Genomic DNA, 25,891 nt, shown 5'->3' on the forward strand with positions numbered 1-25,891 from the left:
TGTTCTCTCATCCCTTTTAGGCCAAACTAAAGGTTAAAGAAAGCTTTAAAACATGCAAATCCCTTTCCAATACTTAGTTTGAGGTGATATTAATGAAGACAAGAGTGGTCATAATAGGTGCGGGGATAAGCGGAGCCAGCACAGCGCGCGTCCTGAGCAGGTACGAGAACCTGGAGGTTCACCTCATCGAGAAGGCCCCGGATGTTGGCTGGGGCGTGAGCAAGGCAAACACCGCCCTAATCCACGGGGGCTACGATGACGACCCGGAGAAGTACCCGACGAGAGCGAGGCTCTGCATAAAGGGAAACAGGCTCTGGCACCGCTGGGTTAAGGAGCTCCAGATAGCCCACATCTGGAACGGGGCTTTGATAGTGGCTTTGAGGGACGAGGACTTCGACGAGCTGGAGAGACTTTTGGAACGCGGGAGGAGGAACGGCGTCCCCGAGATGAGGATCGTCAGTAGGGATGAGCTCTTCCACCTTGAGCCGGGCCTCACAAGGGAAGCGATTGGAGCACTCTGGGTTCCAATAGTCGGTCAGATAGCGCCGATCCCAGCGGTTATAGCCCTCGTCGAAAACGCAGTTGCCAACGGGGTGAAGACCCACCTCGAAACGAAAGTCAGGGGTATAAAGGTCGAGAACGGCGAGATAAAGGGCGTTGAGACCAACAAGGGCTTTATCGAGGCTGACGTGGTCATCAATGCGGCCGGGCTTTACGCGGACGAGATAGCGAGGATGGCAGGAATAGACTACTTCGAAATCCACCCGAGGAAAGGTGAGTACTGGATCTTTGACGACGATGTTCCCGGCCCGAGAAGGGTTCTCTTCCCGACACCCACCCCAATAAGCAAGGGGATCGTCGTCACGACCGAGGTGAGCGGGCACCTCATGATAGGGCCCAACGCCCAGGACCTGCCTCCGGAGGAGAAAGAGAATCTCGCTACCACAAAGGAGGGCCTTGAGGGAGTCTGGGGAGGCGCCAAAAAGCTATGGCCCAACCTGCCACCGAGAAACAAGGTGATAAGGACTTTTGCCGGCTTAAGGCCGGAACCGACGGGCGGGGACTTCATAATAAAAGCCGAGGAAGAGGTCTGGGGCTTTATAAACGTCGCAGGGATACGCTCTCCCGGCCTCACCAGTGCCCCGGCGATAGCCTACGAAGTCGCTGAGATAATCCAGAGAGACCTCGGGATAAAGCTCGTTGAGAAGGAGAAGTGGAACCCCTATCGGAAGGAAATTACACACTTCTTCATGCTGCCACCTGAGAAAGCGAACGGGCTCATCAAGAAGAACCCGTCTTATGGTAGGATAGTCTGCAGGTGCAACGGCGTGAGCGAGGGGGATATCTTGGAGGCGATAGAGAGGATGAAGTTCATAGGTGTTAAAACGCCTAGCGTTGACTCGGTGAAGTTTAGGACCAAGGCAACGACCGGAACCTGCCAGGGGAGCTTCTGCAGGCCGAGGATAGTGCATCTTTTAGCGAGGGAGTACGGAATCGAGCCCTGGAAGGTCACGCTGAAGGGCGAGGGAAGTGAGATTGGAATAGGCGACGTGAAAGCCCTCCTGAGGGGGGATGAGGCATGATGGGGTTCCCCAACGTTCCAACCCTCAGTTACGACGTTGTGGTCATTGGTGGCGGGCCGGCAGGAATGGCCGCTGCAATAAAAGCTAAAGAGCTCGGGCTGAAGGTTCTCCTGCTCGATGAAAACGACTACCTTGGAGGAATCCTCCCGCAGTGCATCCACCCGGGCTTTGGGATACACTACTTCGGGGAAGAACTCACCGGACCGGAGTTTGCCTCAAGGCTTGCCAAGAAGCTGGTTGAGCTTGGAGTAGAGTACAGAACCTCCGCCAGGATTCTCGAAATCAGGAACTACTCCGACCTCGAAAAGTTCGTGCTCTTCACGTCTCCAAGCGGGCTCTACGGTGTGTGGGCCAGGGCCGTAATCTACGCCGCCGGTGCCCGCGAAAGGCACGCCTTCGAGATTGGAATCGTGGGCGATCGCGTTTCGGGAATCTACACCGCTGGAGAGGCTCAAACGCTGATGGACATCTACGGGGTTCTGCCAGGCAAGGAGATAGTCATAGTCGGCTCAGGTGACGTCGGCCTGATAATGGCCCGTCGCTTTGCACTCGAGGGGGCCAAAGTCAAGGCCGTAATAGAGCTCATGCACTATCCAGGCGGTTTAGCGAGGAACGTCATGATACTCAGGGACTTCGGCATTCCGCTCTACTTAGGTCACAAGGTCGTTGAAGTTAGAGGAAAGGGCAGGGTCAAGAAGGTAAAGGTCGTCAGGATCGACGAGAACCTGAGAGAAACGGGCGAGGAATTCTGGATCGAGGCAGACACGCTCGTGATCTCAGTCGGTTTAGTTCCGGCCGTGAAGAAGCTGAAAAAGATCGGCGTCGAGATCGACCCTGCCACCGGCGGACCGGTCGTGAACGACCGTCTTGAGACGAGCGTTCCCGGAGTATTCGTGGCTGGAAACTCCCTTCTCATCAACGACCTCGTGGACTACGTAGCGGAACAGGGTGAAATGGCTGCCGAAGGGGCCAAAGAGTTCATAGAGAACGGCGGAATCGAGAGCAGGAGGTGGACAAGGGTCGAGAAGGGTGAGAACATCAGGCTCGTAGTTCCGCACTACCTGAGCGGGGAAAGGGATGTCTACCTCTACCTCCGCGTTTCAAAACCCATGGAGGACGTTGAGCTGAGGATTCCTGAGATAGGCAAGAGGCTCAAGCTCCCCGTCGTCAAGCCGGCGGAGATGATAAGGCTCAAGCTTAAAGAGGAGGAGATCAGAGGAGCGGGGAAGCTCACAGTGGAGGTGGTAAGGCCATGAGGAAGACCTACCGCTTCACCTGCATCGTCTGCCCGCTCGGCTGTTCGATAGAGGTCGAGGTTGAGGACGGAAAAGTTCTTGAGGTCAGAGGGCACACCTGTCCGCGAGGTAAGGAGTGGGCGATCCAGGAAGTTACGAGCCCGAAGAGGGTAGTGATGACAGTCCTTCCAGTCGAGAACGGGGCACTGCCAACGGTGAGCGTAAAAACTGCTGAACCAGTGCCAAAGGAGAAGATCCCGGAGCTCATGAGGTTTCTCGCCAGCCTAAAGCTGAAGGCGCCGATAAAAATAGGAGACGTCGTCACCGAGTGGAAGGGAGTAAAAATAGTGGTGACGAGAGGAGCCTGATCAGGGGAGTGCCTCATTAATCGGAGGCGCGTTATTCAGCCCCTCCGGAGTCTTTATCTCCACCTTCCGGTTTATGTTCCTGAAGACCACAACGTCGTGGAGGGTCACTCTGACCGGCATAACGCCCTTCCAGGTCTTTATTTTGATCACCATCCTGAAGTATTCCTCGACGTAAACCGGATAGCCCTGCCTAGTCAGGTGCACCTCGACCCAGCCTTCCTTGGTTGTCACGCTCTCGATGTTCTTTCTCTTCATCTGGGAAAGAACCAAGTTGCTCCTGTTAGTTATGTTCACGAGCTCCCAGTAGGTTATGTTAACCCTGAAGGAATAGCCCTCAGAGAGCTTCCTGATTGTCACGTTTTTCTCTTTTAGGAGCTTTTTGATGGCTTCGATGTCAAGGGAGCCCCTGCTCTCGTTGGCAAGCTCAGCACCCGTTGCGTTGTACCACTTCCCCTTGATTTTGAAAAATGCCCGGGTGCCGTTCAGGAAATACGGCCAGTTTGCTGTAATGTTCATACCAAAGTACTCCATGAAAAGGGAGAAGTTACCTGCCTCTATGCCCGAGCTCAGGTTGAAGGCACCGATGGATTTGAATTTCATTAGCATCTCAACGGTCTTGTTGCTGGAGGGCTCTGTGAAGTTCATTGCCAAGGATATGTTCTCTTGGTAGGTTCCAGTGTGGATGCTCTCTATGGCCTTCATGACCTTTTCCTCAGTGAGTCCCACGCCATCCCCTATGCACCCGCTGGCAAAGAGGACGAGTCCAGCAAGGAATAGTGCCCAGACCTTCCTCATTCCAACTACCTCCCATTATGTCAAAGGAACTTCGGTCTAGGGTTTAAATACTTTTTCTCTTCAATTTTTACAAACTACTTAAGATAGTTAGCAAAAAGAGTTCATGTTCTTCCAGGAGAAAACTGAAGACAGAAAAGTTCAGAGGGCTTCAAACTTCTGGAGGAATATCCTTAAGTCCGTTTTGAAGGGCTCTTCCGTCTTCTCAATCTCCCTTTGGAGCAGTCCAAGGAACTCTTCCTCGTCCCGGGAAGCCTCCCAGAGGGCCTCGACGGTCTCCTTCAGCCGATCCCAGTATTCAACGTAAGGGCGGGATTCGAAGAGGGCTCCCTTCAGCCTGTCGGATTCCTTCATCCCATCACCCCCTGAAGAAATAACCGTACAAGAACCTTCTCCTATCCTCCTCCTCACCCAAGAGGAGGAAGTAGCGCAGTATCGCAAGGTTCAGCAGGAGGAGGAATATCAGGACTATGTTATAGGCCGGGACTTCGGCGCTGAGGAAGGCGAAGTAGTCCCAGAAGAAGTGGAGCGTTATGGCCAAGGCGTAGAAGTTGCCCAGCACAACCGGCTTGCCCTCGGCAAGGAGCCCATAGCCAACGCCGATTACTGCCGTCCAGGTTGCATGGGCGAGTGGCGTGAGGAAAGCCCTGGTTATCGTAACCGCAACGCCCCAGCCGAGGCCGTACAAAAAGTTCTCCGTTGCGGCGAAGCCGAGGCCAGCGGCGACGCCATAAACAACACCATCCATGATACCGTCCATCTGTCCAGCCCTGAAAGGAAATCTGACGGCAAGGGCCTTGGATGGCTCCTCTACGATTCCCGCAACGAGGGCCACGTAGAAGGCCGTCGTCGGAAGTATAGGCTTTATTATCCCACCGATTGTCAGAATGCTCTCAAGCACGTAGGCTATGCCCACCGAGAGAGTTGCACCAAGAAGGAAAGTGGCTATGACGTAGCGCTTTGGCTCGGGCTCATATCTATCCTTGTGATAGAAGTACCAGAGGAAAGCGAGAGCCGGAGCGTATGCGAAAAAGATCAACGTTGCCAAGATTCCCATTCAACCACCCAAATAACTGGAGACATCCTAGGTTTAAAGTTTTCGTCAGAGCTCCCTCAGTACCTTTGAAAGGAGGGAGAACCTACCGAAGTCGAGGAGCTCTCCCTCAAGGGGCACAATTACCCGAAAGTCCTCCCTAATGAGCCTTAGAAACGGAGAGACAACCTCCCTCAGGACATCGTTTCCATAGGCCCAGGGGCTAAAAGCAGGGAGTACGATGAGCTTCTCCCCAACCAGAAAGACCGGGACTTTAATTACCGCCCCAACTTCATCACGCAACCTTATTGCGGGGTGTTCGTGGCCTATTATAAAGCGCTCGCCCTCAACGAGTTTATGGCCGTGGACAAGCTTCCAGTGGCCGATGTCAAGCTCATCAACGACCTCAACTCCGAGTTCCCTGAGCCACAGCGTCCCAACGTCGTGGTTCCCCCTCACGAGGACTGTCTCGTCAACCAGGGGGCTTACCTTCTCAACAAACGTCCTCAGCTCCTCCCTCTCGCGCCACTCTGGGATGAAGGAGTGTTTTAGGTCGCCGTCTATAACAAGCCTCTTCGGCTTGAATCGCTCGATTATGCCGGCGAGCCTTCCAACAGTCTCATGGAACACCCAAGGGAGGTAAAAGCCCTCCCTGGCCATGGCCACCTCATAACCGAGATGAAGGTCAGCAACGATGAGGTTATTCCCCAGCAACAGGGCCTTCTCTGAAAGGAATCGGGGTTTCATGGGTTAGCGTTCTCGAAGTGACTTTTAAGCTTTGTTCGGGGAACCAAAAAAGTTTTAAATTCGTTCATTGAGGTAACAGTGGTGAGTAAGAATGCCCTACATTGGGTTCGCGAGAAGCCCCCACGGGCCCATCAAAACCTACGAGGAGATATTAAGAGAGCTCGAAGAGAGGGGCTTTAAAGTGGGCTTTTCAAAACACCACTGGGCCGGCGACCTTCCCTTCGGTTTGGTCATGGCAGAGACCTCCAAGGGAGCAGTCGCAATAAGATGGTCTCTGGGAAAGGAGTTCACACTGAGGCTCGAAGAGGTTGACAGGGAGACCTACGACGAGTTCGTCGAGGACACGCTCGAATACACCAACGCCGACTCAGGGTGAGCGCTCCTGCCTTACCCTCTCAACGACGTCGAAAATGCTCCAGAGATCCCGAATCACGTGTAGGTGCGGGATTAAAGCGAGCCTCCCGCGGTTCTTTTCCACGAACTTGGCAGTAAAGGGAAAGTAATACCAGACGTACTCGGTGTTTTCATCCCCGTGACCTATGAAGCGCCAGGGCTTGTCATCCACCCAGATGAAGGTCTCATCACCGTACTTCTCGCGGACGAGCTTAAAGGCCTCGTCTATCGTCAAACCTCTGCCGAAGACTATAACATCATCAAAGAGGTCATAGAGTCCGGCCATCTTCATCCTCCTGACCTTCATGCCGTCGATGAAGTCCTCAGCGGAGAAAGAAATTACCACGTGCCCCCCTTCCCTAAGCCTCTTCAGCAGTTCGGGAGCATCGTCTATGGGCTTCGTCAGCTTCGCCCTCTCCTCGAACCAGGTTTCAAAGAACTTCGTCCTGAGGAAGAAGGGTGGCCCGGATTTTTTCTTATGCCCCCCAAAGGTCGGCCTCTCGAACTGAAGTTCTATTTTTGTTAGGAGCTCTGCCCAGAGGGCCTTCCCGGGTAGCCAGCGCCAGCGCCTCTCAAGGGCTCTCCTGAAGGCCTCCTCGATGGGGGAGTAGCTGTCCACCAGAGTCCCGTCAAAGTCAAAGGCAATGATCATTCAACCACCTCCGGGTTTATGAAAGTTGAAGCCGCTGAGACGTGCATCGAGAGGAAGTCATCAACCAGGCCGTAGGCCCAGATTACCCTGAAGGGCTTTTCAGGAGTAACAACGAAGTCGTAGCGGTCGCCGGTGTCCAGTTTTCTGGAGAACTCGACCACGGTCCAGTTTTCGTCCTCCATTCCCCCGTAGGAGATTACGTCGAAGCTCCCACCGAGCGTTGTGTCCGAAACATGGAGACCCGCGAAACCTGTCGAGTAGGAGGCGCTGATTTTGGCTACTCCATTCAAGAGGACGTAGGCTATGACGATATCGATGTTTTTCATCCCCACACTTCCACCAAAGCCCATCGCCAGCCAGCCGTGAGTTCTGGCCTTCATACCAACGAAGAGCGTTCCGTTCTCAACACGGAAGAAGGCATAGAAAGTGCCATCTCTAGAGGAGAAGTTCATCCAGTATTCTCCCGGGCTTATGATGCCGTCGGGCTTCCACTGAACCTGTTCGGTGGGCGAGACACCGGCTTTCCCGCTATTCTCTCCTGTGCATCCAAAAGAGAACCCAATGAATGTAAGTGCTAGAACCAGTGCAAGGGATTTAATGCCTCTCATCATGAGCTTGAATTGAGACAAGGGTTTTTAAAGGTGCCTGGCCGGCACAAAGCATATATTTCCTCCGACCAACTTTCAACGACTGTCTTAAAGCTTAGAAGGTGATAGGTATGGGCAAACACTACCTCCCAAACCTTCCCCAGAAGGAGGAGATGCTCCGGGAAATCGGCTTTTCTTCTATAGACGACCTCTTCTCTGACGTCCCAGAGGGGATGATCAAGGAGTTCAACCTGCCGGAGGGAAGAAGCGAGTACGAGGTCTTTACAGAGCTCAACGAGGTTTTGAGCAAAAACAGAACCGTCCTTGAAATGCCGAGCTTCCTCGGAGCTGGAACCTATTTCCACTACGTTCCGGCCCACATCAAGTACCTCATCGAGAGGAGCGAGTTCCTAACGTCATACACCCCCTACCAGCCCGAGGTAAGTCAGGGCATGCTCCAGGCACTCTTTGAGTACCAGAGCATGATGGCGGAACTCTACGGTCTTCCAATCGTCAACTCCTCGATGTACGACTGGGGGACTGCTATAGCCGAGGCCGCTCTGATGACAGCGAGACTCCACAGGGGAAAGAGGAAGCGCTTCGTAATCCCAAAGGCCCTCAGTCCTGAAAAAAAGGCCGTAATAAGGACTTACACTAGGGGAGCTAACCTTGAGATAGTCGAAGTCCCCTGGGACGAGAACGGCCATCTCGACATAGAGCAGCTCAAGGAAGAATCTAAGGATTCAGCCGGCGTTTACGTCGAGATGAGCAACTTCTTCGGTCTGGTAGAGGAGAACGTGAGGGAGATAGGAGAGGTAGCCCACGATTCCGGGGCTTACTTCGTTGTTGGAGCAGACCCAACGATGCTTGGGGTCTTTGAGGCCCCAGGAGAGCTTGGTGCAGACATAGCGGTAGGAGAGGCCTCGTTCCTTGGGAGCCCGATGAACTTCGGCGGGCCGAGGGCGGGAGTTTTCGCCGTGAGGAACGACAGAACCCTCATCCGCCAGATGCCGGGGAGAATAATTGGCATGACGAAGGACGCCAATGGGAAGAGGGCCTTTGTGATGACCCTCCAGACGAGGGAACAGCACATAAGAAGGGCCAAGGCCACCTCCAACATCTGCTCGAACGAGGCGCTTGTTGCTGTTGCCTCGGCCATACACCTAGCAACGCTTGGCCCGAAGGGGTTGAGAGAGCTTGGAGAGGTTATCCTCAAGAACACCTCCTACCTCAAGAGGCACCTTTCCGAGGTCGCTGAAATACCCTTCGAGGGACTTTATTTCAAAGACGTGCCGACTAAGTTTGAGATCCCGTACGATGTTATCCACGAGAGGCTCCTGGAGAGGGGAATACACGGTGGCTACTACCTCGGCAGGCACTTCCCAGAGCTAGGAGAGACCGCACTCTTCTCGGCAACTGAAACGACGAGGAAGGAATGGGTCGAGGGGCTCCTCAAGGCGCTGAGAGAGATAATAAACGAGGCAGAGGTGTGAGGTGATTAAGATGTTCCGCCAGGCCAAATGGGATGAACCGCTCATATTCGAGCTCTCCAAGCCGGGCAGGGTTGGCTACACGCTCCCAAAGCCGATTGAAGATATTAATATTGAAATCCCGGAGAAGCTGAGAAGGAAGAGCAGACTCGACCTCCCTGAGCTGAGCGAACCGGAGATAGTCAAGCACTACACGCGCTTAAGCGAGATGAACTACGGTGTCGATTCGGGCATCTACCCGCTCGGCTCGTGCACTATGAAGTACAACCCCAAGATAAACGAGGAGGTAGCAGACCATCCTGGAGTGGCCTATATCCACCCATACCAAGACGAGAGAACCATCCAGGGAGCGCTGAGGATAATGTGGGAGCTTGAGCAGTGGCTGAAGGAAATAACGGGCATGGACCGCTTCACCCTCCAACCAGCAGCTGGCGCGAACGGAGAGTTCACCGGCGTCTCGATAATCCGCGCCTATCATCTGGACAGGGGCGAGACCCAGAGGGATGAGATACTGGTTCCTGATTCAGCTCATGGAACCAATCCGGCAAGTGCTGCAATGGCGGGATTCAAGGTCGTCGAGATACCCTCCAACGAGAACGGGACGGTTGATTTAGAGGCACTTGAGAGTGCCGTGAGCGAGAGGACAGCCGGCTTGATGCTCACGAACCCCAATACCTTAGGAATCTTCGAGGACGAGATAGTTGAGATAGCGGAGATAATTCACAGGGCCGGCGGTCTGCTCTACTACGACGGTGCAAACCTCAACGCAGTTCTCGGCAAGGTAAGGCCCGGCGATATGGGCTTTGACATAGTGCACCTCAACCTTCACAAGACATTCTCAACGCCCCACGGCGGCGGTGGCCCCGGAAGCGGGCCGGTTGGCGTTAAGGACTTCCTGAAGGACTTCCTGCCGGTTCCGCTTGTGGACTATGACGGCGAGCACTACTACCTCGACTACGACGTGCCAAAGAGCATAGGGAAAGTGAAGGAGCTATACGGAAACTTCGCCGTCATCGTCAGGGCCTTGACTTACCTTAAGATAATGGGGAGAGAGAGCCTGAGGGAGGCCAGCGAGATAGCTGTTCTCAACGCCAACTACCTAACCAAAAAGCTGAAGGGAACCAGAGGTTACGAGCTACCGGGTAAGGAGCTGAGAAAGCACGAGACGGTGTTTTCGGCCGAGCCCATGAAGAAGGAGACCGGAGTTAGGGCCCTCGACGTTGCGAAGAGGCTCCTCGACTTCGGAATGCACGCTCCAACTATTTACTTCCCGCTGATAGTGCACGAAGCTTTGATGATAGAACCGACCGAGACGGTAAGCAAAGAGGAGCTCGACGCCTACGTTGATGTCCTCAAGGGGATAAGTGAAGAGGCCTACAGCAACCCGGAAATCATCAAGAGCGCCCCCCATAACACGGCCATCAGAAGGGTGGACGACGTTTTAGCTGCAAAAAAGCCAATAATCAGCTGGCGCATGTACAGGGAGCTGAAGGAAAAGGGCGAAATCGACTACTGACCTTTTCCTTTTTATGGGGGGTCGGCCAGTGCCAGTCTCATCATTCCTCAGACCGGTAAACGCTCGTCATTCCCCGGTTTCACTTCGCGCATCCTTTTTAATACCTTTGCACAACTTCCACCGGCCGATGACGAGCGTTAGCCACGCCGAGCGGTGAGGAGAAGAGGGTTAGCCGAGGCCCAACGTTTTAAATCACTCTCATAACTTTCTATGGTGATGAAATGGAGGAGTTCTACCGGCACTTCCGGTGGTGGATGGAGCCCAGTGACGAGAAGGCCATTGAAAGGCTCTGGAGCATTGTGCGTTTCTTTGAAAGTTATGAGAAGGCCTCGAGCGTCCTCGACCTCTGCGCCGGAACCGGCATAGCGGGAGTTGCCGCGGCCAAAGCACTGTCGGCATCAAAACTGACCCTTGTTGAGATGAGGAGGAAAGATGCCAGAAAGGTCAGCTCTTGGATTAAGATGGCCGGAATAAACCCCGAACTTAAGGTCATCGCCGAGGACATCCTGGAACTCCCGTCCCTCGTTGGGAAACATGACGTTGCCGTCCTCTTCGGCCGCAGCATGCCCCACTTTGACCCGTTTCAGGCGGTTAAGCTCTTCGCTGGAGTAGCGCTGGTTCTAGGTGAAGATGGGAGGTTTTTCATCGAGGAAACGGATAGGATTTATCGCTTCCTCTACCGCAGGGCCTATGAACCCGTTAGGGTCGAAATCAGACGGGAAGACTACTCGATAATCTCCCTTTATGAGGGCTACAAAGTGGAGCGGGGTGTTGAGAGGCGTGGCTATTACAGGCTTCCGGGCTTTGAGAAGGTCATGGATATGGATCTCAGACCCTGGGATCTGGCATCGTTGCTCGCCATCGGGAAAGTCTTTTTCAGTGACGCGGAGCTGATAAAAAGAGAAATGCACGGCATAGCAGAAGTCTCGGACGTTATGCTTTTCTCAAAGCCGAGAAAGGAAATCGCTGGAGAGCTTTACAGTCAGTTCTGAGTTAATGGATAGATATTTCGCCGCCGGGAAAGCGTTCCATTGCACCAGGGAATGAAGATTGAGAAAACGAGATCCTCTGATACCACCCGCCCAACTTATGGCGGGCCGGGCGGGATTTGAACCCGCGACCTTCGGCTCCGAAGGCCGACGCCCCATCCATGCTAGGCCACCGGCCCGCGGTGCCTCAGGAGTGGTGGCCCTCAGCACGGTTCAGTGCCGGGCCTACCGCTCATCACAGGCCACTGGATTTTTATTTGTTCGGATTATAGCTCTTTCGGTGGTGCCGGATGATACTGCCCGACTGGAAAATAAGGAAGGAGATACTGATAGAGCCTTTCTCTGAGGAGTCGCTACAGCCGGCCGGCTACGATCTCCGCGTTGGTGCGGAAGCCTACGTGGAAGGAAAGGTCGTGGACATTAAAGGTGAGGGAAAAGTCAGCATACCCCCCAGCTCATATGTCCTCGTCCTTACACTCGAGAGGGTAAAGCTCCCCGATGACGTTATGGGAGACATGAAGCTTAGGAGCAGTCTCGCCAGAGAAGGTCTCCTCGGTTCCTTTGCCTGGGTTGATCCTGGATGGGACGGTAAGCTGACACTGGGCATTTACAACGCCTCTCACGAGGTCGTTGAGCTGGAATACGGGGAGAGATTCGTCCAGATAGCCTTCGTGAGGCTTGAAAGGCCGGCCCGCAAGCCGTACCGGGGAAACTACCAGGGGAGCTCCCATATTACATTCTCTAAGAGGAAAACACACCGATAGTGAATTACCCGCCTCTGCTCCAAGCTGAAGGCAACACCCAAAACGACGACCCGGTTAAACCTCCCAGGAGGGTCCATCTGGGTGGGGCCTTCTTTTCGGATTTTAACAATTGTCGAGAACTTTACCGGGTTACTAGGTTGGTTAAGCTTTCTCCGGGTCAAATGGAATGTACTTTAAGGTTCACTGGCAGTTTAAACGGTTCAGCAGGCTTAGTTACCGAAAGTTTTATATACTTCTATTCATCTAAAGAATACCGAAGAAACCTTTAAGGGGGTGTTGTGAATGGCCGAGCTTCCGATTGCCCCGATTGACAGGCTTATAAGGAAGGCCGGCGCCGAGAGGGTCAGCGAGGAGGCAGCCAAAGTTCTTGCAGAGTACCTCGAGGAATACGCCATCGAGCTCAGCAAGAAGGCCAGCGACTTCGCTAGGCACGCCGGCAGGAAGACCGTTAAGGCCGAGGACATAAAGCTTGCCATAAAGGCCTGATGGCCTTTGGCTTTTCTCCCTGTTTTTGTCCAGTTACCGTTTTAAAGTCCTTTTTCAAGTGTCAGTCATGCCCGAAATAGCGATCAGGATGACAAAGCGCAACCACAACGCCTTCGTCCACCTCCTTGGCGCTTTGGAAAGTCAGGGCTTTGACCTCGATGAACTTCTGATAACAAAGGACTTCAGCGAGATTTTGAAGGCGAGGCCAAAGGTGGTTCTCTACTCATTCTTCACTGAGGGGATATGGGGAGATCTCCCAAGGGAAGTTCAGCTTTTGAAGGAGAGGGGAACGCTCCTCGTGGCCGGTGGCTACCACGCGATTGCGATGCCGAGACACACACTAAAGATGGGCTTTGACATCACCGTAATCGGTGAGGGAGAGGAAGTCCTCTACAAGCTCCTCAAAACGCTCAAGAAAACGGGTTACAGAATAACCAGAGAGCTGGCAAGCATAAGGGGACTGGCATTCTACCTCAACGGGGAGTTCACCTTTACAGGCTTTGCCAAGGTCGAGGACTTCTGGAGGTTCCCCCCTTACCCGGAAAGCATCCGCCTGATTTCTCCCATCGAGATAAGCAGGGGCTGCCCCTTCCGCTGTTACTACTGCCAGACGCCATACATCAAGGGGTTCCGCATGAGGCACAGGCCGATAGGTCAGGTAGTGAGGTATTCGAGAAGGATGAGGGACATGCGCTATATAACCCCCAACGCCTTCGCTTACGGCTCACCGGGCGCGATACTGAAGCTGGACAAGCTTGAGGCCCTCCTCAAGGCCCTCCAGCCCCTCAGAAAAGAGGGGAGGAGGCTGTTTTACGGCACCTTCCCGAGCGAGGTAAGACCCGAGTTCGTTTTACCCGAGACGCTGGAGTTGCTAATAGACTATGCCGACAACAGGCGCTTAGCGATAGGCGCCCAGAGCGGGGATGATGCGATGCTCAAAGCCATGCACAGGCTCCATAAGGTTGAACACGTGGAGAGGGCGGTCGAGTACATGGTCGAATACGGCTTCGAGCCCATTGTGGACTTTATAGTCGGCCTGCCGGGTGAGAGCGAAGAAAGCCAAGGGAAGAGCATCGAGCTCATGAAGTGGATAATGCGGAAGGGCGGGAAGGTAAGGGCGCACTACTTCATGCCCCTGCCAGGAACGCCCTGGGCGAGGTGTAAGCCCTCCCCTCTGAGCGAGGAGATGAAGAAGTTCCTTGGAAGGATGGCGGCGAAGGGCAAGATTGAGGGTTCTTGGGGGATTCAGATCGAGCTTTCAAGAAGGCTCCAGAAGCTCATAGAGGAGTTTTATGAAGAACCCACGAGCTATCATGGGAGGATAAACGAACCCTGCTGAGCAAAGGTTTTAAGATTTTATGCCTTACCATACAAGGTGGTCTCATGAGGGACGCCATTGCTATAGCCTTCATCCTAATCACTGCCGGGGTCTACTACCTCCTGCGGAGAGATGTCGTGGGCGCCTTTTCTCTGGCAATAGTTTTCCTCGGGGCTTACGCCGTGAGCTTAAGGCCGGGGGTTGGGGCACCTCTGCTCTACGCTTTCATAGGCTTTTTCGCCGGCTTTGTGGTGGCGATAATTATAGGTGTTGAAACGAACGCGACCGGATGGAAGGCGGCCATACTCTGGACGCTACCCTTCTCAGGGGCGTTCATAGCCATATCCGAGGGAAAGAGAGATAACTACAGACTCTGGTGGAGCCTGAAGCCGTAACCCAAAGACTTATAATTCAGGGAATTACTCCATCACGAAGGCGAAATGTACGCCGAAAACTATAAAAGATTCCTGCAGATTATAGACGAACTGCGAGAGTTTGAAGGTGCCCTCATTGTGGAGGGCATGCGAGACGAGGTGGCCCTGAGAAATCTGGGGGTCAGGGCGGAGATAATAAGGCTCTCACGCCTGCCCTTGGCCGAGGTGGCGCTCATCGCCTCATCGCATCGGGACGTCATGATACTCACTGACTTTGACAGGAAGGGCGAGGAGCTTGCAAAAAAGCTCCTCAGGTACCTTAATGGCTACCCGTGCAGGGTGGACATAAAGACATGGAAAGAACTCAGGAAGCTCGTGAGGAAGGACGTCAAGGGTGTGGAAGACCTTTACGAGCTCTATCTTAAGGTCTCCGTTTCTGACCCCCGGAGGGAGGGGATTGAATGAAGAGGAAAAAGACAGTGCTTCAGCACGTTTTGGCTGAAAAGCGAAAAAAGACTAAAGAGGGTGGTGTCATGTCTGGAAAGGACGAATTCGGAACGACCAAATACGTTATCTACGCAGAGTTTGAGGCTAACGGTGTCGTTGAAAGGCCCGATGTCGTCGGGGCCATCTTCGGCCAGACCGAAGGTCTTCTCGGGGACGATCTTGATCTAAGGGAGCTCCAGAAAACCGGGAGGATAGGAAGGATTAGGGTCGAGGTTCACAACAAGGCAGGGAAGACCTACGGGACGATAACGGTTCCATCGAGCCTCGACAGGGTTGAGACGGCTATCCTCGCGGCGGCCCTAGAGACCATAGACCGCGTGGGACCGGCTGAAGCGAAGATAAGGGTTCTCCGCATCGAGGACGTCAGGGCAACCAAGAGGAAGTACATAATCGAGAGAGCCAAGGAGATACTCGAAACCCTAATGGAACAGGAGATACCCGAGACCCAGGAGCTCACCGAGGAGGTCAAGAAGGCCGTTAGAGCCAAGGAGCTCATCGAGTACGGACCAGAGAAGCTCCCCGCTGGACCACACGTGCCGTTCTCGGATTCAATTATTGTCGTCGAGGGAAGGGCAGACGTCCTCAACCTGCTCAAACACGGCATAAAGAACGCCATAGCCGTCGAGGGAACCTCAATTCCTGAGACCATAATCAAGCTCAGCAAGGAGAGGATAGTTACAGCCTTCACCGACGGCGACCGTGGTGGCGAGCTTATCCTCAAGGAGCTCCTCCAAGTTGCTGATGTTGACTACGTTGCCAGGGCCCCGGAGGGCAAGGAAGTCGAAGAGCTTACAAAAAAGGAGATAGTGAAGGCCTTAAGGAGCAAGGTTCCGGCGGAGCAGGTCATCAACGAGATGTTCAACAAGGGGAAGAGCTTCTACGAGCTCGTGAAGGAGCGCTCGGAGGAGAAGGCCGAGAGGCCACAGGTTCAGCCCCAGAGGGCGGAGCAGAAGGTCAAGCCGGAGGTAAAACCCGAACCCAAGGTTGAGAAGATCGTCAAGCCCATAGAGAAGTCCGCGAGCCCAGAACTTGAAGAGTTCTCGGAGTTCATCGAGCGCGTCAAGAAGGACGGCGTTGCACTGCTCCTCGACGAGAACAAGAAAGTCATAGCCGAGATACCTGTCAGAGAGCTCACCAATCAACTCAAGGAGCGCAAGGACGTTTACGCAGTTGTATTCAACGGCGTGATAACCCAGAGGCTTATAGACACCGTCAGCGAGACCGGCGTCCGCTACCTCGTAGGAGCTAGGAAGTACAACGTCGTAAGGAGGCCCGTCCACCTCAAGATACTCACCTTCGCCGAGTAATTTCTCTTCTCTTTTCAGCGATATTTTAGCCAACCGGGCAATTATAGGGGAATCTGTATGGAGGAGATCAGGGTGATGCTCTTTGAATTGGAGTGCTCCTCTAGGGGATCCTCCTTGGAATTCTGAGTTTAGGGTTGAGTGCTCTGCTGTTCGGGGACGTTGGTCTCGTCCTGATGTTCTATGAGCTCATGAAATGGGAGGGGGAATGAGGCACTCTCCGGGACTACCTTTATAACTCCCCCGTCTCTTCTTTTCCCGGTGGTGGAAAATGGAGGTTGAGACGCTCATCTGGAAGTACGCGCTGGTTAACGCTTACACCCACAGGGGAAAGGCCAATCCAAAGGCTGTCATCGGAAAGGTTCTCGGAGAGAACCCAGAGCTGAGGTCAAAGACCAGAGAGATAATCCCCCTAGTGAGCGAGGTAGTTGGGAAGGTGAACACCCTGAGCCTTGAGGAGCAGGAAGCTAAGTTGAGGGAGCTTTATCCAGAGTTCTTCGAGGAGAGGAGGGAAAAGAAGGGGGAAAGGAAGGGTCTTCCACCCCTGCCAAAGGCCGAGAAAGGGAAGGTAGTTACCCGCTTCGCTCCCAACCCGGATGGTGCCTTCCACCTCGGGAACGCAAGGGCCGCTGTTTTAAGCCACGAGTACGCCCGCATGTATGATGGCAAGTTCATCCTCCGCTTTGACGACACGGATCCGAAAGTTAAGAGGCCCGAGCCGGTTTTCTACGAGTGGATTAAGGAGGATTTAGAGTGGCTCGGCTTCAGGATTGATGAAATTCACATAGCAAGCGACAGGCTTGAGCTCTACTACAGCTATGCTGAGAAGCTGATTAAGATGGGCAAAGCCTACGTCTGCACCTGTAAGCCAGAAAAGTTCAGGGAGCTAAGGGATAAAGGGATTGCCTGCCCTCACAGGGATGAGCCCGTTGAAGTTCAGCTTGAAAGATGGAGGAAGATGCTGAACGGTGAGTACAAAGAGGGGGAAGCCGTCGTTAGAATAAAAACCGACCTCAAGCATCCGAATCCAGCAGTCAGGGACTGGCCGGCGTTGAGAATCATAGACAACCCCAATCACCCGAGAACTGGCAACAAATACCGCGTCTGGCCTCTCTACAACTTCGCATCAGCGATAGACGACCACGAATTAGGGGTTACCCACATATTCCGCGGGCAGGAGCACGCCGAGAACGAGACGAAACAGCGCTACATCTACGACTACCTCGGCTGGGAATATCCTGTAACGGTGCACCACGGAAGGCTGAGCATTGAGGGCGTAATACTCAGCAAGTCGAAGACGAGGAAAGGCATTAAGGAAGGAAAATACCTCGGCTGGGACGACCCGAGGCTGGGAACGATCCGTGCCTTGAGGAGACGCGGAATAAGACCCGAGGCCATAAGGAAGCTAATCCTTGAGGTCGGACTAAAGAGGAGCGATACTACCATAAGCTGGGACAACCTGGCTGCGATAAATAGGAAGATAGTGGAACCTATAGCGAACCGCTACTTCTTTGTTGCAGATCCGATCCCCCTGTACATCGAAGGGGCCAGGGAATTCATAGCCGAGATTCCCCTTCATCCGGATTATCCCGAGAGGGGAGTTAGAAGGCTCAAGTTTGTCCCCGGAAGGCCGGTCTACGTCTCCAAGGACGATATGAAGCTCTTCAAGCCGGGAAACTTTGTAAGGCTCAAGGACCTCTTCAATGTCGAGATAGTCGAGGCTGGCAACGAGATAAGGGCCAAATTCCACAGCATTGACTATGAGGTAGCCAGAGAAAACCGCTGGAGGATGGTTCACTGGGTAACTGAGGGCAGACCTTGCGAGGTCTGGGTTCCAGAGGGTGAGGAGCTTATCGTGAGAAAAGGCCTCCTTGAGAGTGACGCGGGCGTTAAGGTCGGCGATATTGTTCAGTTCGAGCGCTTTGGCTTCGTGAGGATAGATGGGGTAAAAGACGGAAAGGTGAGGGCGGTATTTGCCCACAAGTGATCTCAGGCCCCCTCTCCTACCTTCCTCTTTACAAGACTGTTTCCAAAGAGTCCAAAGAGCACCACTATCGCAGCCAGTATTGCCGAGAGGATGTAGACACCACCGATCTTACCGTAGGTGTAGAATGCACCGAGGCCCGCTATCGCGAAGATGAACGACGCGAACACCGCTATGCCCCTGTTCACGCTTGAAACTTTACCGACCATAACCGGATAGGCCTCGTAGATGGCCGTGAAGAAGGCCGATATGGTGACTGCCTTAAGCATCATGTCCGCTATGCTCGGGGGCGAGTCGAGAATTCCGAGGCCAAGGGCTAGGGCCGTGAGGTAGGTAGCTGCTTTACTCCTTGAGATCTTCATTGTGGACTCGGCTATCTGGAGTCCAACCTCAGCAGTTGGCAGTATGCTCGTCAGCCCGGCGAAGAATATTGAGATCGCTATGAGGGCGAGCAGTAGTGGATGGTGGGCAAGTATCTGAGGCAGTTCACCCATGAACTTTATCGCCCCTTCCTCCCCACCGTAAGCATACTGGGTCAACCTCTGGAGCGTTGCAAGCGTTGCCGAGTAAACCACTATCACCGTTGACAGTACGCTTATTATGAACTCAATAAAGATTCCCGAGCCAATTATGAGCTTGGCATTGAAGCGCTCGTTGAAGAAGCTCCCAAGCATCAGGTAGAAGGCAAAGCCAAGCCCCACCCCGTAAATAGCCCTTATCGCTGCGTCCTTTATCATGTTGAAGCTGATGCCCGGCCAAGAGAACACCATACTCTTGGCGGTGTTGAGATAAGCCGGGTTCTCGGGTATGACGACCTTGAAGGCTATGGCCGTGACTATAACGGCTATGACAAAGAGCAACGAACCGCCAGCCATTATCACAAAGGTCTTTTCCTTGGCACGGGTGATTATAACAAACACGATTGCAAACATTATGACCTTTGCTATGAGCCTTCCAATTGTCCCCGTTCCCAGAACAGGTGACAGGAGGCTCAGCATGACGTTGGCGGTGTAGTAGGACAGGAACATGACGATTACGATAAAGAACGCCAGAACCATCGCTGGCTTCCTGAGAACCTTCTGGAAGAGTTCAACGAAGTAGTAGCCGGACTTCATAACGACCTCCGTCTCGAGGATGGCCAGATAGGTGAACAGTGCCAGGAAAAGCACGTGAACTATCAGTCCCGTCATGCCGTACTCCATCCAGAACTGAGGAAACAGACCTATGCTACCTATTCCCGTGGCAAATCCCGCCACGAGGAAAGTTATGTACAGCGTCCACTTTTTCATTTCATCCATGGGCATCACCTATTTGATTTTTCTTGGAAGCTTAGGTTCCAAAGTAAAAAAATTTAACTGTTCAAAAGTTCCAATATCGAAGAAATTTTAGTACAAGATGAAGTGAGCAGAAAAAAGAAAACCTCAATCGAGGCCAAGCCACTTGACAAGGCCGAGGAGGAACTTGTGTGGGAGCTTCTCGTGGTGTGGGTGTATCCTCACCGCGTAGTGCCAGCAGGGATCACCGAGGTGCTTGAGGGCGCTGTTCTGATGGGTGTAAAGCCACTCGTTCTCCCCCACCCGCTCCGGATGCCTCAGCTCGAGTATGTGGGGCCTCTCTATATCATACCCCTGGGCGCGGACGCCGTAGTAGAGCTCCACCCTGACGTCGTCTGGGTGGAGACCATCAAGATAAACCCTGACCTCAAGCTTACCCTCCTTAACACTGGCCCCCCTCAGTTCAACCTTCTGCCACGCCGATGTGACGCGATCCTTCCAGGACGCTATCTCCTTGGCTCCGCTGTAGTTGTCCCGGGTAAGCCAGATGTGGTTGCTCATGGCCTTTGAATAGAACTTGTCCATGTATTCCTTGAGCATCCTATGGGTGCTGAAGCGAGGCGCGATGCTCTTTATGCTCTCCTTCATCATGTGAATCCACCTACCCCTGTTCTCGTAGTAGGTGGGTATTACCGTCTCCTCAAGGAGTCTGTAGAGAGACTCGGCGTCCTTTGCATCTTCAGCCTCGGTTTCAGGCTCGGTGGTTTCCTCGCCGATCACCCAGCCGTTCTTACCGTTGTAGCCCTCAACCCACCAGCCATCGTAGATGCTGACGTTTAGGACGCCGTTCAGACCAGCCTTCATACCGCTCGTTCCGCTGGCTTCCAGAGGTCTGCGCGGGTTGTTGAGCCACACATCAACTCCAGCAACCATGAACTTGGCACTGCCCATGTCGTAGTTCTCCATAACGAATATCTTGCCCCTGAACTCGGGCATCAAGCTGACCTCATACACCCTCCTGAGAAACTCCTTACCGGCCTCGTCCATGGGGTGAGCCTTCCCCCCAAATACTATGTAAACTGGTCTCTCAGGGTCGTTGAGTATCTTCTTCAGCCTTTCGAGGTCGCTCAGGATGAGCGTTGCCCTCTTGTAGGTAGCAAAACGCCTAGCAAAGCCTATTATGAGAGCGTTCTCATCCATAGCCGGGATCGGGTCGTCTATCCCAAGCCTTTCATTCCTCTCTATTGCCTTCCTCCTGAGGAGCTCGATGAACTGCCTCTTGGCTTCGAGGTGGGCCTCCCAGAGTTCTTCGTTGGGGATTTTCTCCACCGCATACCAGATGCCCTCAATGTTGGTGTGCTCGCGCCAGACCTTGCCTATGTAGCGGTCGAAGAGCTTGCGCATCTCGTTGTGCACCCAGGTCATCGTGTGAACGCCGTTGGTTATACCCTCGATGGGTATCTCGTTGAGGGGAACCCCAGGCCAGAGAGCCTTCCACATCTTCTTGCTTACCTCGGCGTGGAGCTGACTGACACCGTTGACATAGCTGGAAGTCCTTATTGCCAGAAGTGTCATGTTAAGTTGGTCGCCCTCGCGACCAAGTTCGAGAAGTTCATCTCTTCCGGCCAAGAAACCCGAGAGCCTCCTCTTTACCTCCCCAATCGGGAACCTGTCGTGACCAGCGGGAACCGGAGTGTGGGTCGTGAATATCGTCGTCCCCCTCACGAGGCTTAGGGCCTCGGTGAAGGTAAGACCTTCGTCCATGTACCAGGCTATCCTCTGGAGATTCGCAAAGGCAGGATGCCCCTCGTTGAGGTGGACAACACCGGGTTCTATCCCCAGAGCCTTGAGCAGCCTCATTCCACCTATTCCAAGGAGTATTTCCTGCCTTATCCTCTTGTCCATCTCGGCGTTGTAGAGGTAGTCGCATATCGTCCTGTCGTCTGGACTGTTCTCGGGAACATCAGTGTCGAGGAGATAAATTTTCACGCGCCCGACATTGACCTCGAAGGCCCTCGCGTAGACGATCCTGTCCTCTATTGGAACCTCAATCAGGAGCCTGTTGCCGTTCCTGTCGAGAACTGGATTGAGGGGCATCTCCTCCGGGTGGTGCTCGGGAAATATCTCTCTCTGCTTGCCGTCCCTGTCTATTTCCTGCTTGAAGTAGCCGTGCTTGTAGAGAAGGCCCACCGCTATGAAGGGCAGCCCAAGGTCGCTCGCGGTCTTAACGTGGTCACCAGCCAGTATTCCAAGACCACCGGAATAAATCGGGAGGCTCTTGCTTATGCCGTACTCCATACACAGATAGACTATCGGCTTGTCCCACTTGGGGTAGTTCGTGGAGAACCAGGTCGAGGTGGGGTTCATATAGCCCTCGAACTGTTCCATAACGAGATCGTAGAGGGTCATGAAGTCGTCGTCCCTGAGGAGCTCCTTAAACTTCTCCCCGGGCGTGTCCAGGAGGAGCTTAACTGGGTTCTTATACTCACTCCAGAGATCTGGGTCGATGTGCTCCCAGAGCTTTGTGGCCCTCCTGTTCCAGCTCCACCAGTAGTTGTATGCTAGCTCTGCAAGCCCAGCCAGGGGAAACGGAAGCTTTCTCCGTATTTCATTCTGAATATACTGAAAGCTCTCGGCCATTTCAACCCACCTTATATCATTGGTGGTGATACTAAGGTTTCGTCCTTTAAAAATTCTCCCATCGTTGAGTGACGAAAAAAGTGTAGAAAAGGTTAAGAGCCCTCAAGGACAAAGGGACTGATGTAGTTGCCATATCTGGCTCTAGCTTTAAGGAGTCTTTCCCTCTCTTCATCCAGAACCTTGAAAAGCTCTTCTGGAGCGTCTCCAACCTTCCCGCGGTAAGTCTTTTCAATCCTCTCTATCTTGGCAAGCAACTCGGGAACCCTTATCGTGAACTGCTTCTCATAGTCCTCCCTTGTATAGTCCTTGTTCAGAACGTCTTTGAAGAGCTTCGCGAGGTCACTGTACCTCGGGATGTAGCCTATTGGGGTCTCTATAGCATCAACATCGCCGTGAACCCTCAGCTCCATCCACTTGAGCCAGACTGCCTTGTCCAGCTTGTGATTCAGCCAGTTGCCATTCCCGTCCCGGAGGAAGTAGTTGACGGCAAATATCTTGGGTGCCCTCTTCAGCCCCCTACCGAACTCAAGGTAGTTCCTGAGGTAGTCGCCGAGGTGGACGCTCATGAAGTCAAGGATGGCCATCGGGTTGAAGGCCCTCACTCCTTCCTTACCGAGGGTAGCTGCGGTCGTCTCACTCTCAAGGGATGCCCCCATGGTTACGACCCCGTGCTCCCAGTTGAAGGCCTCCCTCACCGATGGCCACGTGTCGGCGTCTCTCCCGCCGAATATTATGCCTCCGATTTCAACACCACATGGGTTCTCAAGGGCCTCAAGATCGGCGTTGGGGAAATGCTCAAGCGAAACTGTAAAGCGTGCATTCTTGTGGCTCGGCGGTATCTCTTTGCCCTCTTTGTCCTTCTTGCCACGCCACCACTTCCCGCTGTGGTTCTCGCCCTCATCAGGGATCTCAATTCCCATGTCGTTCCAGTAGGGCTTTCCGTCCTTAACAAGGACGTTGGAGAAGATTATCTCGACCGGCGAGTGAAGAACCTGCCATATTATCGGGTCGTCCTCCGGGTTTACCCCTTGGATTATACCGAAGACTCCTTTCTCGACGTTGGCCCCCCTGGCCACGCCGTTAACAGGGAGAATGAAGGTCAAATCATCACCAACTATGTTCTCCCAGGGTATCATCGCCGTCGAGGTTTTTCCGCACATGCTTGGGTAGGCTCCGGTGAAGTAGGTTTTTCTGCCGTGGGGGCCGTTTACCCTCATCAGGAACATGTGCTCGCTGAGCCAGCCCTCCCTGACGGCTTTCTGTATTGTAAGCCTGAAGGCAAGCTTCTTGAGACCTATCGTGTTCCCGCCGTACTGTGTGTTGACGGAATAAACGGTCTCGTCTTCAAGGTCGATGTATATCCTCCTCTCGTCGAGGTCCCTGCTGGTCTTCCTCTCGTCGAGCTCACCCTCGCTGTGAACGAAGCGGAAGAATCTTGCCTCCCTTCCAAGCCTCTTGAACTCCTCGTAGCCCTTCCGGTAGAGGATGAATTCGGAGTGGGCAACGTAGGCCGAATCGGTAAGCTGAACAGCCGGGATAGTGAAGATCGAGTTTTTAGGTCCAAGGACGAAGAAGCATACAAAAAGCTCTTTGCCATGCATTATCCCCTTCATAATCTCCTTTATCTCCCTGAGACCTTCGTCCCTGTCCTTCGTGTTAAGGAAGGGAAGTCCCCTGCCTCCCGGCGTCAGTATGGCCGTATGAGCCTTGTCCCTCGCCTGGTCGTAGTAGTTGTCGTAGTGGACTGTGTGGTTCGGCGTTTCGAGCATCTTCTCCTCCCCGTAATAGAGAGCCTTCCAGCGGACGTACTGCTCGTCTTCCTCGCTGTCGGTGCAGACGAAGACCCTCTCAGGTTCGAGCCACTCAATCCACTCGGCCAAAAAAGCGTGCAGTTCGGGGTTGTCTATGGCCTTTATTTTCTCGAACTGCCCTTTATCAAGGAGCTTTTCAAGCCTTTCGAGGGGCTTCATGTTATCGCCTCCTAGACCAGTTAGTGGGTGTCTTAAAATAGTTGCCGGGGCATATAGAGTTCATTACTGCCCTAAATAGGGAGATAATGAACATGGTAAAGTATTTTAACGCTATTTGATACACATTTAGGTGGTGCACGGTATGAAAGCAGTGATTCTCGCCGGATGGAGTGATGTGAGGATAGAGAGAAACGTTAAAATTGGGCGCTCCGTTATCTTCCCAGGGACGGTCATTGAAGAGGAAAGCGAAATCAGGAATGCGATAATAGGGGTGAACGTTCACGTGGGCAAAGATGTTGTAGCACGGCTGGAGAGCGTTGTATGGGGCAACACACTGATAGAGGAGTTCAGCAAGATTAGCTCGAACGTCAAGATACGGGTTGAAAGTATGATACTCCCGGACTGAGGTGATGAAGGTGGAGGTGTACTACTCTCAGAGGTTTAACCCCGAGGAGCTCGCCCTTCTTGGAAGGGCCATAGGAACGGTCTCCCACGGCACTATAGTGGTCGGTAGGGACGGGAGGGCCATATCGAGGTACGGAAAGAGGGCGATGGTTGTGGGCATAGTGAGTACGGGCTCGACCATAATGGACGTCCGCCTCATTCCATTGATAGCCCTGAAGGACTTCGCCCACAGAAAGGGACTCCCTCTGGCTTACGTCTATTACTACAACGGCGTCCGCGTTTACGTAAGCGGGATAGACGTTGACGAAATAGAGACGATCCTGGAAAGCAGGAGCTTTATAGAGGCTCACCCAAACGACATAGGGGCAACTGTCTACTACCCCAACGCCTTGGATGACTTCCTCCACGAGGTCTTCAAGCACTACAACTTCAAAGTCGAGGGGAAGGCCCTTGTGGACGCTATGAACACGCCGGCGGTGCTCTTCTTCCCGCGCATGAGCGACCACTTTGGCTTCGAGGTTGAGCTTATGAACGACATGATGACCAGCTACCTCCCGCCCAAGCCAAGGGAGGTCTTCCTCCACAAGCTGGCCAAGGGGGACTACACCTTCGGTCTCAGGTTCCGCCCGGAAGGGGTCGTTGAGTTCCACTACAAAGGGGAAGAGAAGGAGTTCGGAAGCATATGGAAGCTCCTGGACCATATGAAGGGCGCCCTCTGATTTTTGATTTTCTTCAACAACCTTATAAACAATTGTTCGGTGGATAGCCGTCATAACTCTACCCGGGAGGTGTCATCGGTGGGAACGTTCATAGTGCTTGAGGGCATTGACGGTGCCGGAAAGTCAACCCAGGCCAGGCTTCTGGCAGAGTGGTTTGAGGAACGGGGATACGAGGCCGTCCTGACAAAGGAGCCGACTGATACTGCCTTTGGGAGACTCATAAGGAGGCTCGTTCTCACCGGCGGAAGGGAGGGCATAATAGACGGTGCTAAAATAAGTCACGAAGCCGAGGCTCTCCTCTTCGCAGCAGACAGAGCGGAGCACGTTGACAAGCTGATAAAACCGGCCCTCCAGGCGGGTAAGGTCGTAATATCGGACAGGTACTTTTACTCCTCGCTGGCCTATCAGTGGGCCAGGGGGCTCGACTTGGAGTGGCTCATAGACCTGAACCGCTTCGCGGTGAGGCCGGATTTGGTGATACTCCTGGACTTACCCGCTAGGGAGAGCATTAAGAGGCTCAGGAGCAGGAAGATAAAGAGCGAGTTCGACAAGATATTCGAGCTCCAGAAGAGGGTCCGGGAAAACTACCTGAAGCTCGCCGAGAGGTTCCCCGAGATTAAGATAGTGAACGCCCTCGATGATGTTGAAACCGTCCACAGTCAGGTTGTCGCCCTCATAGAGACCCTGCTGGGAGAATAAACTGGAGCCCCGGGCGGGATTTGAACCCGCGACCGGCGGATTACAAGTCCGCCGCCCCGCCA

Annotated in this window: 26 protein-coding genes and 1 tRNA gene; 17 read left to right on the top strand and 10 right to left on the bottom strand. The window is 53.6% G+C overall.

The genetic code is table 11. The annotated features are described in order from the left end of the window. Window positions 1-92: 92 nt before the first annotated feature. The 3 genes from MVD07_RS10285 to MVD07_RS10295 are packed head-to-tail and all read left to right on the top strand — an operon-like array spanning window position 93 to window position 3,186. Window positions 93-1,583 (top strand): NAD(P)/FAD-dependent oxidoreductase, encoded by a 1,491-nt coding sequence (locus MVD07_RS10285; RefSeq protein WP_297501796.1) that lies wholly within the window; start codon window positions 93-95, stop codon window positions 1,581-1,583. Then, window positions 1,580-2,839 (top strand): FAD-dependent oxidoreductase, encoded by a 1,260-nt coding sequence (locus tag MVD07_RS10290; RefSeq protein ID WP_297501798.1) that lies wholly within the window; start codon window positions 1,580-1,582, stop codon window positions 2,837-2,839. Before MVD07_RS10285 ends, MVD07_RS10290 begins: the two co-directional genes overlap by 4 nt. Next, window positions 2,836-3,186, top strand: coding sequence for a DUF1667 domain-containing protein (locus MVD07_RS10295; RefSeq protein ID WP_297501799.1), 351 nt, complete (start codon window positions 2,836-2,838; stop codon window positions 3,184-3,186). The genes MVD07_RS10290 and MVD07_RS10295 overlap by 4 nt, the downstream gene beginning before the upstream one ends. Here the strand turns inward: MVD07_RS10295 and MVD07_RS10300 are convergent, their stop codons facing one another. The 4 genes from MVD07_RS10300 to MVD07_RS10315 all read right to left on the bottom strand — a co-directional run bounded on the left by MVD07_RS10300 (window position 3,187) and on the right by MVD07_RS10315 (window position 5,758). Beyond that, window positions 3,187-3,981, bottom strand: a complete 795-nt coding sequence (locus MVD07_RS10300; RefSeq protein WP_297501801.1) for a hypothetical protein — start codon at window positions 3,979-3,981, stop codon at window positions 3,187-3,189. Window positions 3,982-4,119: 138 nt separating this feature from the next. Then, a complete protein-coding gene (locus MVD07_RS10305) occupies window positions 4,120-4,332 on the bottom strand; it encodes a hypothetical protein (RefSeq protein ID WP_297501803.1) in 213 nt (70 codons plus the stop codon). A 4-nt stretch (window positions 4,333-4,336) separates the two neighbouring features. Then, window positions 4,337-5,035: a PrsW family glutamic-type intramembrane protease gene (locus tag MVD07_RS10310; RefSeq protein ID WP_297501806.1), complete on the bottom strand. Its 699-nt coding sequence runs from the start codon at window positions 5,033-5,035 to the stop codon at window positions 4,337-4,339. 45 nt (window positions 5,036-5,080) lie between these two features. Beyond that, window positions 5,081-5,758, bottom strand: coding sequence for a metallophosphoesterase (locus MVD07_RS10315; protein WP_297501808.1), 678 nt, complete (start codon window positions 5,756-5,758; stop codon window positions 5,081-5,083). A 91-nt stretch (window positions 5,759-5,849) separates the two neighbouring features. On the opposite strand from MVD07_RS10315, the gene MVD07_RS10320 reads away from it, so the two are divergent. Continuing rightward, window positions 5,850-6,134 (top strand): hypothetical protein, encoded by a 285-nt coding sequence (locus tag MVD07_RS10320; RefSeq protein ID WP_297501811.1) that lies wholly within the window; start codon window positions 5,850-5,852, stop codon window positions 6,132-6,134. Here MVD07_RS10320 and MVD07_RS10325 read toward each other — a convergent pair. Then, the gene (locus MVD07_RS10325; protein ID WP_297501814.1) at window positions 6,126-6,803 is read right to left on the bottom strand and encodes an HAD family hydrolase; all 678 of its coding nucleotides are present in this window, start codon (window positions 6,801-6,803) and stop codon (window positions 6,126-6,128) included. The genes MVD07_RS10320 and MVD07_RS10325 overlap by 9 nt on opposite strands. Next, a complete protein-coding gene (locus MVD07_RS10330) occupies window positions 6,800-7,414 on the bottom strand; it encodes a DOMON domain-containing protein (protein ID WP_297501817.1) in 615 nt (204 codons plus the stop codon). The genes MVD07_RS10325 and MVD07_RS10330 overlap by 4 nt, the downstream gene beginning before the upstream one ends. A 107-nt stretch (window positions 7,415-7,521) precedes the next feature. On the opposite strand from MVD07_RS10330, the gene gcvPA reads away from it, so the two are divergent. The 3 genes from gcvPA to MVD07_RS10345 all read left to right on the top strand — a co-directional run bounded on the left by gcvPA (window position 7,522) and on the right by MVD07_RS10345 (window position 11,388). Beyond that, the gene (gene gcvPA, locus MVD07_RS10335; protein ID WP_297501820.1) at window positions 7,522-8,883 is read left to right on the top strand and encodes an aminomethyl-transferring glycine dehydrogenase subunit GcvPA; all 1,362 of its coding nucleotides are present in this window, start codon (window positions 7,522-7,524) and stop codon (window positions 8,881-8,883) included. 10 nt (window positions 8,884-8,893) lie between these two features. Beyond that, entirely contained in the window at window positions 8,894-10,396 is a 1,503-nt protein-coding gene (gcvPB, locus tag MVD07_RS10340; RefSeq protein ID WP_297501823.1) for an aminomethyl-transferring glycine dehydrogenase subunit GcvPB, read from the top strand. 221 nt (window positions 10,397-10,617) lie between these two features. After that, window positions 10,618-11,388: a class I SAM-dependent methyltransferase gene (locus tag MVD07_RS10345; RefSeq protein WP_297501826.1), complete on the top strand. Its 771-nt coding sequence runs from the start codon at window positions 10,618-10,620 to the stop codon at window positions 11,386-11,388. Window positions 11,389-11,486: 98 nt separating this feature from the next. Here the strand turns inward: MVD07_RS10345 and MVD07_RS10350 are convergent. Next, window positions 11,487-11,564: transfer RNA gene (locus tag MVD07_RS10350), tRNA-Arg, on the bottom strand. Between the two features lie 111 nt (window positions 11,565-11,675). Here MVD07_RS10350 and dcd point away from each other — a divergent pair. From dcd to MVD07_RS10385, 7 genes are all read left to right on the top strand, one after another. After that, window positions 11,676-12,149, top strand: coding sequence for a dCTP deaminase (dcd, locus tag MVD07_RS10355; RefSeq protein WP_297501829.1), 474 nt, complete (start codon window positions 11,676-11,678; stop codon window positions 12,147-12,149). Between the two features lie 282 nt (window positions 12,150-12,431). Beyond that, the gene (gene hpkA, locus MVD07_RS10360) at window positions 12,432-12,635 is read left to right on the top strand and encodes an archaeal histone HpkA (RefSeq protein ID WP_297501832.1); all 204 of its coding nucleotides are present in this window, start codon (window positions 12,432-12,434) and stop codon (window positions 12,633-12,635) included. 67 nt (window positions 12,636-12,702) lie between these two features. After that, on the top strand, window positions 12,703-13,974 hold the full coding sequence (locus MVD07_RS10365) for a TIGR04013 family B12-binding domain/radical SAM domain-containing protein (RefSeq protein WP_297501834.1): 1,272 nt from the start codon (window positions 12,703-12,705) through the stop codon (window positions 13,972-13,974). A 44-nt stretch (window positions 13,975-14,018) separates the two neighbouring features. Then, window positions 14,019-14,348 (top strand): hypothetical protein, encoded by a 330-nt coding sequence (locus MVD07_RS10370; protein ID WP_297501837.1) that lies wholly within the window; start codon window positions 14,019-14,021, stop codon window positions 14,346-14,348. A gap of 45 nt (window positions 14,349-14,393) precedes the next feature. Next, complete coding sequence (locus MVD07_RS10375) at window positions 14,394-14,792, top strand: toprim domain-containing protein (protein WP_297501840.1); 399 nt, start codon at window positions 14,394-14,396, stop codon at window positions 14,790-14,792. After that, entirely contained in the window at window positions 14,789-16,141 is a 1,353-nt protein-coding gene (dnaG, locus tag MVD07_RS10380) for a DNA primase DnaG (protein WP_297501842.1), read from the top strand. Before MVD07_RS10375 ends, dnaG begins: the two co-directional genes overlap by 4 nt. A 268-nt stretch (window positions 16,142-16,409) precedes the next feature. Next, window positions 16,410-18,125: a glutamate--tRNA ligase gene (locus tag MVD07_RS10385; protein ID WP_297501845.1), complete on the top strand. Its 1,716-nt coding sequence runs from the start codon at window positions 16,410-16,412 to the stop codon at window positions 18,123-18,125. A 2-nt stretch (window positions 18,126-18,127) separates the two neighbouring features. On the opposite strand, the gene MVD07_RS10390 is transcribed toward MVD07_RS10385, so the two are convergent. From MVD07_RS10390 to MVD07_RS10400, 3 genes are all read right to left on the bottom strand, one after another. Next, window positions 18,128-19,426, bottom strand: coding sequence for a sodium-dependent transporter (locus tag MVD07_RS10390; RefSeq protein ID WP_366078520.1), 1,299 nt, complete (start codon window positions 19,424-19,426; stop codon window positions 18,128-18,130). A gap of 117 nt (window positions 19,427-19,543) precedes the next feature. After that, window positions 19,544-22,036: a maltodextrin phosphorylase gene (gene malP / locus MVD07_RS10395; protein WP_297501848.1), complete on the bottom strand. Its 2,493-nt coding sequence runs from the start codon at window positions 22,034-22,036 to the stop codon at window positions 19,544-19,546. Between the two features lie 92 nt (window positions 22,037-22,128). Continuing rightward, complete coding sequence (locus MVD07_RS10400) at window positions 22,129-24,006, bottom strand: phosphoenolpyruvate carboxykinase (GTP) (RefSeq protein ID WP_297501851.1); 1,878 nt, start codon at window positions 24,004-24,006, stop codon at window positions 22,129-22,131. 133 nt (window positions 24,007-24,139) lie between these two features. Between MVD07_RS10400 and MVD07_RS10405 the strand changes: the two genes are divergently transcribed. The 3 genes from MVD07_RS10405 to tmk all read left to right on the top strand — a co-directional run bounded on the left by MVD07_RS10405 (window position 24,140) and on the right by tmk (window position 25,829). Next, a complete protein-coding gene (locus tag MVD07_RS10405; RefSeq protein ID WP_297501855.1) occupies window positions 24,140-24,412 on the top strand; it encodes a hypothetical protein in 273 nt (90 codons plus the stop codon). Between the two features lie 10 nt (window positions 24,413-24,422). Further along, window positions 24,423-25,130, top strand: coding sequence for a phospho-sugar mutase (locus MVD07_RS10410; protein ID WP_297501877.1), 708 nt, complete (start codon window positions 24,423-24,425; stop codon window positions 25,128-25,130). Between the two features lie 78 nt (window positions 25,131-25,208). Next, window positions 25,209-25,829, top strand: coding sequence for a dTMP kinase (gene tmk, locus MVD07_RS10415; RefSeq protein ID WP_297501858.1), 621 nt, complete (start codon window positions 25,209-25,211; stop codon window positions 25,827-25,829). Window positions 25,830-25,891 lie beyond the last annotated feature (62 nt).

Origin of the sequence: Thermococcus sp. (assembly GCF_027008145.1) — an archaeon.
Taxonomy (GTDB): Archaea; Methanobacteriota_B; Thermococci; order Thermococcales; family Thermococcaceae; genus Thermococcus.

Coding starts and splice junctions, on each gene's coding strand:
- gcvPB (WP_297501823.1), top strand. CDS start 8,894: ATGTTCCGCCAGGCCAAATGGGATGAACCGCTCATATTCGAGCTCTCC.
- MVD07_RS10370 (WP_297501837.1), top strand. CDS start 14,019: ATGAGGGACGCCATTGCTATAGCCTTCATCCTAATCACTGCCGGGGTC.
- MVD07_RS10385 (WP_297501845.1), top strand. CDS start 16,410: ATGGAGGTTGAGACGCTCATCTGGAAGTACGCGCTGGTTAACGCTTAC.
- MVD07_RS10390 (WP_366078520.1), bottom strand. CDS start 19,426: ATGCCCATGGATGAAATGAAAAAGTGGACGCTGTACATAACTTTCCTC.
- MVD07_RS10365 (WP_297501834.1), top strand. CDS start 12,703: ATGCCCGAAATAGCGATCAGGATGACAAAGCGCAACCACAACGCCTTC.
- MVD07_RS10300 (WP_297501801.1), bottom strand. CDS start 3,981: ATGAGGAAGGTCTGGGCACTATTCCTTGCTGGACTCGTCCTCTTTGCC.
- MVD07_RS10290 (WP_297501798.1), top strand. CDS start 1,580: ATGATGGGGTTCCCCAACGTTCCAACCCTCAGTTACGACGTTGTGGTC.
- MVD07_RS10285 (WP_297501796.1), top strand. CDS start 93: ATGAAGACAAGAGTGGTCATAATAGGTGCGGGGATAAGCGGAGCCAGC.
- MVD07_RS10345 (WP_297501826.1), top strand. CDS start 10,618: ATGGAGGAGTTCTACCGGCACTTCCGGTGGTGGATGGAGCCCAGTGAC.
- MVD07_RS10400 (WP_297501851.1), bottom strand. CDS start 24,006: ATGAAGCCCCTCGAAAGGCTTGAAAAGCTCCTTGATAAAGGGCAGTTC.
- dnaG (WP_297501842.1), top strand. CDS start 14,789: ATGAAGAGGAAAAAGACAGTGCTTCAGCACGTTTTGGCTGAAAAGCGA.
- hpkA (WP_297501832.1), top strand. CDS start 12,432: ATGGCCGAGCTTCCGATTGCCCCGATTGACAGGCTTATAAGGAAGGCC.
- malP (WP_297501848.1), bottom strand. CDS start 22,036: ATGGCCGAGAGCTTTCAGTATATTCAGAATGAAATACGGAGAAAGCTT.
- MVD07_RS10315 (WP_297501808.1), bottom strand. CDS start 5,758: ATGAAACCCCGATTCCTTTCAGAGAAGGCCCTGTTGCTGGGGAATAAC.
- MVD07_RS10375 (WP_297501840.1), top strand. CDS start 14,394: ATGTACGCCGAAAACTATAAAAGATTCCTGCAGATTATAGACGAACTG.
- MVD07_RS10295 (WP_297501799.1), top strand. CDS start 2,836: ATGAGGAAGACCTACCGCTTCACCTGCATCGTCTGCCCGCTCGGCTGT.
- MVD07_RS10325 (WP_297501814.1), bottom strand. CDS start 6,803: ATGATCATTGCCTTTGACTTTGACGGGACTCTGGTGGACAGCTACTCC.
- MVD07_RS10320 (WP_297501811.1), top strand. CDS start 5,850: ATGCCCTACATTGGGTTCGCGAGAAGCCCCCACGGGCCCATCAAAACC.
- MVD07_RS10330 (WP_297501817.1), bottom strand. CDS start 7,414: ATGATGAGAGGCATTAAATCCCTTGCACTGGTTCTAGCACTTACATTC.
- gcvPA (WP_297501820.1), top strand. CDS start 7,522: ATGGGCAAACACTACCTCCCAAACCTTCCCCAGAAGGAGGAGATGCTC.
- dcd (WP_297501829.1), top strand. CDS start 11,676: ATGATACTGCCCGACTGGAAAATAAGGAAGGAGATACTGATAGAGCCT.
- MVD07_RS10310 (WP_297501806.1), bottom strand. CDS start 5,035: ATGGGAATCTTGGCAACGTTGATCTTTTTCGCATACGCTCCGGCTCTC.
- MVD07_RS10305 (WP_297501803.1), bottom strand. CDS start 4,332: ATGAAGGAATCCGACAGGCTGAAGGGAGCCCTCTTCGAATCCCGCCCT.